This window comes from Micromonospora sp. KC606, from assembly GCF_004348675.1.
Lineage (GTDB): Bacteria > Actinomycetota > Actinomycetes > Mycobacteriales > Micromonosporaceae > Micromonospora.
This window is the reverse complement of record NZ_SMKN01000261.1, coordinates 1-7,438: the sequence shown is the minus strand read 5'-3', so window position 1 is coordinate 7,438 and position 7,438 is coordinate 1. Positions and strand designations below refer to the sequence as shown.

Annotated in this window: 7 protein-coding genes; 4 read left to right on the top strand and 3 right to left on the bottom strand. The window is 72.4% G+C overall.

What is annotated here, in order from left to right; translation table 11 throughout:
- Positions 1 to 449: 449 nt before the first annotated feature.
- The 3 genes from E1193_RS28480 to E1193_RS28470 are packed head-to-tail and all read left to right on the top strand — an operon-like array spanning position 450 to position 2,903.
- Positions 450 to 1,130, top strand: coding sequence for an ABC-2 family transporter protein (locus E1193_RS28480; RefSeq protein WP_243707951.1), 681 nt, complete (start codon positions 450 to 452; stop codon positions 1,128 to 1,130).
- Positions 1,123 to 1,935 (top strand): ABC-2 family transporter protein, encoded by an 813-nt coding sequence (locus tag E1193_RS28475; protein WP_132186256.1) that lies wholly within the window; start codon positions 1,123 to 1,125, stop codon positions 1,933 to 1,935. The genes E1193_RS28480 and E1193_RS28475 overlap by 8 nt, the downstream gene beginning before the upstream one ends.
- Positions 1,932 to 2,903, top strand: coding sequence for an ATP-binding cassette domain-containing protein (locus E1193_RS28470; protein WP_132186255.1), 972 nt, complete (start codon positions 1,932 to 1,934; stop codon positions 2,901 to 2,903). Before E1193_RS28475 ends, E1193_RS28470 begins: the two co-directional genes overlap by 4 nt.
- A 37-nt stretch (positions 2,904 to 2,940) precedes the next feature.
- Here E1193_RS28470 and E1193_RS28465 read toward each other — a convergent pair whose 3' ends face one another.
- The 3 genes from E1193_RS28465 to nadA form a co-directional block, all read right to left on the bottom strand.
- Positions 2,941 to 3,585, bottom strand: coding sequence for a DUF3043 domain-containing protein (locus E1193_RS28465; RefSeq protein WP_132186254.1), 645 nt, complete (start codon positions 3,583 to 3,585; stop codon positions 2,941 to 2,943).
- 36 nt (positions 3,586 to 3,621) lie between these two features.
- A complete protein-coding gene (gene murA, locus E1193_RS28460; protein WP_132186253.1) occupies positions 3,622 to 4,977 on the bottom strand; it encodes a UDP-N-acetylglucosamine 1-carboxyvinyltransferase in 1,356 nt (451 codons plus the stop codon).
- Positions 4,978 to 5,207: 230 nt separating this feature from the next.
- Positions 5,208 to 6,407: a quinolinate synthase NadA gene (nadA, locus tag E1193_RS28455; protein ID WP_132186252.1), complete on the bottom strand. Its 1,200-nt coding sequence runs from the start codon at positions 6,405 to 6,407 to the stop codon at positions 5,208 to 5,210.
- Positions 6,408 to 6,475: 68 nt separating this feature from the next.
- Here nadA and E1193_RS28450 point away from each other — a divergent pair.
- A partial coding sequence (locus tag E1193_RS28450; RefSeq protein ID WP_132186251.1) for a glycerate kinase occupies positions 6,476 to 7,438 on the top strand: 963 nt, incomplete at its 3' end.

The window sequence follows — 7,438 nt, the reverse complement described above, 5'->3', positions numbered from 1 at the left end:
GTGCCGATGTCGCCGGGGTAACGCTGGCCGGGAAACTGCGGGTGCCACTCGGTGGTCGGCTCGACCACCCAGGAGGGATCGGCCGGGTCGTGCCAGCGGTCGCGGTAGCCGCCGCTCATCGAGGGCCCTCGACGCCGAGCGTGCGGCGCGGCCCGATGCCCGGCTCGCGTCGCTCGCTCACGGCGGTGTCACCTCGTTGGAAATTGTCGTGCCGGGGCCCTCACCTGCCGGTAGAGTCGCCGGCCGGCACGGCATGGCTGCGGATGGAGGGTAGCGAGGTGGGCTCGGTCACCGCCACTGTGGCATCGCCCACGGACTCAAACGTTATCCTCTGGTTCCGAACATTTTGGTCGATATCGCGATCCGGTTTCCGGCGATACGCCACCTACCGGCAGGCCACCCTGGCTGGCGTCGTCACCAACACGGTCTTCGGGTTCCTCCGGTGCTACGTGCTGCTCGCCGTGGCCGGCGACGCCGGAGAGGCCGCCGGGTACGACCGGGCCCAGCTCGTCACCTTCGTCTGGGCCGGGCAGGGGCTGCTCGCCGTGGTGCTGCTCTGGGGCTGGACCGACCTGGCCGACCGGATCCGCACCGGAGACATCGCAGGCGACCTGCTCCGCCCGGTCCACCCGGTCACCAGCTACCTCGCCACCGACCTGGGCCGCGCCGGGTACGCGGTGCTGGCCCGGATGCTGCCACCACTGCTGGTCGGGCCGCTCTTCTTCGACGTCCACCTGCCCGCCCGCTGGCCCACCGTCCCGCTCTTCGTCGCCTCGGTGGTACTCGCCGTGGTGCTCTGTTTCGCCTGCCGGTTCCTGGTCAACGCCACCGCGTACTGGTTGCAGGACGTACGCGGGCCGATGATCCTGTGGATGCTCGGCTCGGGGGTGCTGGCCGGGCTCTACTTCCCGCTGCGCTTCCTGCCCGAAGGGCTCCAGCAGGTCCTCTGGATCGGCACGCCGTTCCCGGGCCTGATGCAGACCCCGCTCGACGTGCTGGTCGAGCGCGAGTCGACGGCCGTGGCGCTGGAGCTGGTCACCCTCCAGGCCGGCTGGGTGGTGCTGCTGCTGGCCGCGTGCCGGCTGGTGCAGCGCCGGGCCGAGCGGCGGCTCGTGGTGCAGGGTGGCTGAGGCCGGCGGGACGCTGGCCGCGTACCGGGCGCTGCTGCGGGCCCAGGCGCGCGCCCAGACGGCGTACCGGACGTCCTTTGCGATCGACGTGCTGGGCAACGTCGGGGCCACCGTCTTCGACGTGGTCACCGTCCTGGTGCTCTACGGCGTGACCCGGGAGCTGGGCGGTTTCACCCTGCGCGAGACGCTGGTGATGGTCGGTCTCACCGCGTTCGCCTTCGCCACCGCCGACCTGCTGGTCGGCAACATCGAACGGCTGCCCCGGTACGTGCGCACCGGGCTGCTCGACGCCGTGCTGCTGCGCCCGCTCGGCGCGCTGCCCCAGCTGCTGCTGATGGACCTGCCGCTGCGCAAGGTCTCGCGCGGGCTGTTCGGCCTGGCGGTGTGGGTGGCGGCGCTGGCCGGCGCCGGGATCGAGTGGACCCCGTCCCGGGTGGTGCTGGCCGTCGTCGCCCCGCTCGCCGGGGTGGTCTTCTTCGGCTCGGTCTTCGTGGCCACCGCCACCGTGTCGTTCTTCTGGGTCGAGTCGGGGGAACTGGCCAACTCGGTCACCTACGGCGGGCGGGACTTCACGTCGTACCCGGTCACCGTCTTCGAGGGCTGGTTCCGCGCGGCCTTCGCGTACGGCCTGGGATTCGCCTTCGTCAGCTACCAGCCGGCGCTGGCGCTGCTCGGCCGCGCCGACCCGCTCGGCCTGCCGGCCTGGGCCGGCTGGGCCGCGCCGGGCGTCGCGCTGGTCGCGCTCGCCGGCGCCACCGCGGCCTGGCGCGTCGGGGTCCGCCACTACCGGAGTACGGGGTCATGAGCCTGGTCATCGCCGCGCAGGGCCTGCGCAAGGAGTTCACGGTACGGGTGAAGGCCGGCCGGCTACGTCGCGAGAGACGCCGCGTGATCGCCGTGGACGGCGTCGACCTGCGGGTCGAGCGGGGCGAGATGCTTGGCTACATCGGCCCGAACGGCGCCGGCAAGTCGACCACGCTGAAGATGCTCACCGGCGTGCTGACCCCGTCGGAGGGGCAGGTCCGGGTCTGCGGGCTGCGCCCGGTGCCCCAGCGGACCCGGCTGGCGCTCGGCATCGGCGTGGTCTTCGGCCAACGGTCCCAGCTCTGGTGGGACCTGCCGCTGCGCGACTCGTTCGACCTGCTCCGGCACGTCTACCGGGTGCCGGCCGCCGGCCACGCGGCCCGGCTGCGCCGCTGCCGTGGGCTGCTCGACCTGGACGGCTTCCTGGACATCCCGGTGCGGCAGCTCTCCCTCGGGCAGCGGATGCGCGGCGAACTGACCGCCGCGCTGCTGCACGGCCCACGGGTGCTGTTCCTGGACGAACCGACGATCGGCCTGGACGTGGTGAGCAAACAGGCGGTCCGGGGCTTCCTCGCCGAGCTGGGCCGGGCCGGCGACACCACGCTGGTGCTCACCACCCACGACCTGGCCGACATCGAACGGCTGTGCCGCCGACTGGTGGTGATCGACCACGGCCGGGTGGTGCACGACGGCACGGTCGCCGAGCTGCACCGCCGGTACGGTTCCCGCCGGCTGGTCGTCGCCGAGCTGGACGCCGCGCTGGTCACGCCGCCGGTGTTGCCCGGCGCGCCGCTGGAGCGGGTCGAGGCCGACGGGCGCCGCCTGGTGTACGCGCTGGAGTCGGCGGGCGTGGCGGAGGTGGTGGCCGGGCTGGCCGGTCTGACCACGCTGCGCGACATCGCGGTCGTGGAGCCGGACATCGAGGACGTGGTGGCCCGGCTCTACCGGGCGCCCGCCCGCTCGGGCTGACCGCCGATGGCCGGCCGCCGCCGGACCGGCGGTCGGATCAGATCTTGTCGCCGATGTTCACCCTCGGCGCGGGGGCGCGCATCCGGCGGAAGGTGATCGACCGCATGATCGCGTACAGGTAGAGCGAGCCCATCCGCTGACCGCTGTTCGGGAACCGTTCCCGCACCAACTTCTTGATCTTGAGTGAGATCAGGATCGAGTCGATCACCACGCCGAGCGCGAGCGCGCCCCAGATCAGGTTCGACACCAGCCGGACCACCGGCGGCATCGCCTGGTTGGAGCCGATCAGCACGATCAGCGCGCCGCCGAAGAACCAGGTGCCGACCGTCCGCCGGGAATCGACCACGTTACGGGCCAGCAGTCGCTCGGGGCCACGGTCTCGGGGGCCGCCCTCGCGGCGGAACTCCGCCGCGGCCTCGGCACGGGCCCGGCGGCGCTGCTCCCGGGCTTCCTCCTTGGTCAGCGGCTTCACCGGCCCGGCGGGGCGGCGACCGGCGCCGGGCCGCTTCGGGGTCTGGACCCCGAGCTCCTTCTTGCTCGGGGTGTAGCCCCGGGGACGCGTGGCGGGCGACTCCTCGGTCACCACGGGGGTGGTGGCGGAGGAGTCGGGGTCGGCGGACTTGCGGCGAAACAGCGACGGCACGAGGTGAAGGGTAGCCAAACGCGACCGCCCGGTGCACATCACGGTGCACCGGGCGGCTGACGGGGTGCGTCGAGGCTACGGACGCTCGACGTGCGCGCCGAGGTTGGCGAGCTTCGCCTCGAAGTCCTCGTAGCCCCGGTTGATCAGGTCGACGCCGTACACCCGGGAGGTGCCCTCGGCGGCGAGCGCCGCGATCAGGTGACTGAAGCCGGCCCGCAGGTCGGGGATGACCAGGTCGGCGGCGTGCAGCTTGCTCGGACCGGCGATCACCGCCGAGTGCTTGAAGTTGCGCCGGCCGAAGCGGCACGGAGTCCCGCCGAGGCAGTCCCGGTAGACCTGGATGTTGGCGCCCATGGAGTTCAGCGCCTCGGTGTAGCCCAGCCGCTGCTCGTAGACCGTCTCGTGGACGATCGACAGGCCGCGGGCCTGGGTCAGCGCGACGACCAGCGGCTGCTGCCAGTCGGTCATGAAGCCGGGGTGCACGTCCGTCTCCAGCGCGACGGCGTTGAGCTCGCCGCCCGGGTGCCAGAACCGGATGCCGCCCTCCTGGCCCGCGTCACGGAGCTTCGGCGGGCGGGAGTCGGTCACCTCGTACGCGCCGCCGACGGAGCGGAAGATGTTCAGGAAGGTCATCATGTCGACCTGCTGGGCACCGAGCACCTCGACGTGGCCGCGGGTGGCCAGTGCCGCCGCCGCCCAGCTCGCCGCCTCGATCCGGTCCGGAATCGGCCGGTGCGTGTAGCCGCTGAGCCGCTTCACGCCCTGGATCTCGATCACCCGGTCGGTGTGCACCTTGATGATCGCGCCCATCTTCTGCAGGATGCAGATCAGGTCGATGATCTCGGGCTCGACCGCGGCGTTGCGCAGCTCGGTCACGCCCTCGGCCATCACCGCGGTCAGCAGCACCTGCTCGGTCGCGCCCACGCTCGGGTACGGCAGGGCGAACTTCGTGCCGTGCAGCCCGTTCGGTGCCGACAGGTGCAGCCCTTCGGGGGTTTTCTCCACCGTCGCGCCGAACTCCCGCAGCGCCTGGAGGTGGAAGTCGATCGGGCGAGGGCCGATGTGGCATCCGCCCAGGTCCGGGATGAAGGCGTGACCGAGCCGGTGCAGCAGCGGCCCGCAGAACAGGATCGGGATGCGGCTGGAGCCGGCGTGCACGTTGATCTGGTCGGTGCTGGCGCTCTCGACGTTGGACGGGTCGAAGACGAGCTCGCCGTCCTCGTCGCCGTCGCTCACCTTCACCCCGTGCAGGCCGAGCAGGCCGCGGACGACCTCGACGTCACGGATGCGCGGCACATCGAACAGCCGGCTGGGGGTGTCGCCCAGCAGGGCGGCGACCATCGCCTTCGAAACGAGGTTCTTCGCGCCGCGCACGCGGACCCGCCCTTCCAGCGGAGTGCCTCCGTGTACGACCAGGACGTCGTTGGTCAACGCAACCTCCAGCGCGTCGGGTGGTGCCTGTGTCGAGGGATCGGGCCCGCTGGCCGAGCACCGGTCGGCTGTCCAGCTACCCGCATCAGGATGGGCGCGAAACGGCCCGCGAGTGTGTCGCTCCGGCAGCATAGCCCTCGGTGACGAAAATGGAATCGGTCACATCACCAGTGACGGCACGAACCGGCACTTCCGGCGCGTATCCGTGTCGGAGATGTGACTGTAGGTGATTACGCCGCGGTGGGCGGCGGGGTGTCGGCACCCGGCAGGGCGAGCATCTGGTCCAGCGCCACCCGGGCGTGGTGCGCGGTGTCCGGATCGACCGTGATCTGGTTCACCACCCGGCCGGCGACCAGTTCCTCCAGGGCCCACACCAGGTGCGGCAGGTCGATCCGGTTCATGGTCGAGCAGTAGCAGACCGCCTTGTCCAGGAACATGATCCGCTTGTCGGGGTGGGCCAGCGCCAGCCGGCGGACCAGGTTGAGCTCGGTGCCCACCGCCCACGCCGAGCCGGCCGGGGCCGCCTCGACGGTCTTGATGATGTACTCGGTGGAGCCGACGAAGTCGGCGGCGGTGACCACCTCGTGCCGGCACTCCGGGTGCACCAGCACGTTGACGCCGGGCACCCGCTCCCGGACGTCGTTGACGCTGTCCAGGGTGAACCGGCCGTGCACCGAGCAGTGCCCCCGCCAGAGAACCATCTTCGCGTCGCGCAGCTGCTCCGGGGTGAGCCCGCCGCCCGGCTTGTGCGGGTCGTAGAGCACGCAGTCGTCCAGCGAGAAGCCCATCTCCAGCACGGCGGTGTTGCGGCCCAGGTGCTGGTCGGGCAGGAAGAGCACCTTCGTGCCCTGCTGGTACGCCCAGTCCAGGGCCCGCCTCGCGTTCGACGAGGTGCAGACCACGCCGCCGTTGCGCCCGACGAAGCCCTTGATGTCCGCCGAGGAGTTCATGTACGTCACCGGGACGGTGTCGGCCGCGATGCCCAGCTCGGTCAGCACGTCCCAGGCGGTCTCGACCTGCGACAGCACGGCCATGTCCGCCATCGAGCAGCCGGCTGCCAGGTCCGGCAGGATCACCTTCTGGGCGCTCGAGGTGAGGATGTCGGCGCTCTCGGCCATGAAGTGCACGCCGCAGAAGACGATGTACTCCGCGTCCGGTCGGGCGGCGGCCTCCCGGGCCAGCTTGAACGAGTCGCCGGTCACGTCGGCGAACTGGATCACCTCGTCGCGCTGGTAGTGGTGGCCCAGCACGAACACCTTGTCGCCGAGCGCGGCCTTCGCCGCCGCCGCGCGGGCCACCAGGTCGGGGTCGCTCGGCGCGGGCAGGTCACCCGGACACTCCACGCCGCGTTCCGTGGCGGGGTCGCTGCCGCGGCCGAGGAGCAGCAGCGCGGTGGCGGTGTTGGAGGGCTCAACCCAGGTCGAAGTCACGTCTCCCATGGTCCCACAGCGTGGCTGCGGCGCAGCCGTCACCGGTGTGGCCTGCCACACTGCCAGGCATGCGCGTGCTGCTCTGTCCCGACAAGTTCGCCGGCACCCTGGCGGCCAACGAGGTCGCCGCCGCCGTCGCCGACGGCTGGCGCGAGGTTGCCACCGGCGACGACCTGCTGATCCGACCCCTCGCCGACGGCGGGCCGGGCTTCGTGGCGGTGCTCGCCGACGCGCTCGCAGGCCGTCGGATCCCGGTGCCGACCCGTGACCCGCTCGGCCGGCCCGCCGACGGTGAGATCCTGCTCACCGACGACGGCACCGCCTACCTGGAGAGCGCCCAGGCGTGCGGGCTGCATCTGCTCTCCGCCGCCGAGCGCGACCCGAAGGCCACCACCTCGTACGGACTGGGGACGTTGGTCGCCGCCGCGGTCGAGCACGGGGCCCGCACGGTGGTCGTCGGGCTGGGTGGTTCCGGCACCAACGACGGCGGTGCCGGCATGCTCACCGCCCTCGGCGCCACCGCCCTCGACGGGGCCGGCCGGGCCCTGCCGTACGGCGGGGCGGCGCTGGCCGACGTCGCCACGCTCGACGGCGCGCCCCGGCTGCGCGGGGCCACCCTCGTTGCCGCCACCGACGTGGACAATCCGCTGCTCGGGCTGCACGGCGCCAGCAACGTGTACGGCCCACAGAAGGGCGCGACCCGCGAGGACGTGCTGCTGCTCGACGCCGCGCTGGAGCGCTGGGCCGCGGTGCTGGAGAAGGACCTGCCCGGCTGCCCTCCCGGGCTGGGTGGGTTGCCCGGCGGCGGGGCGGCCGGCGGGCTCGGCGCGGCGATCCTCGCCCTGGGCGGGCGCTGCGAGTCCGGCATCGACCTGGTCGGCCGGGCGATCGGGCTGGACACCGCCCTCGACGCCGCCGACCTGGTGATCACCGGGGAGGGCTCCTTCGACCACCAGTCGCTGCGCGGCAAGGTGGTCGCCGGCGTCGCCGGTGCCGCCCGGGACCGGGGGGTGCCGTGCGTGGTGGTGGCG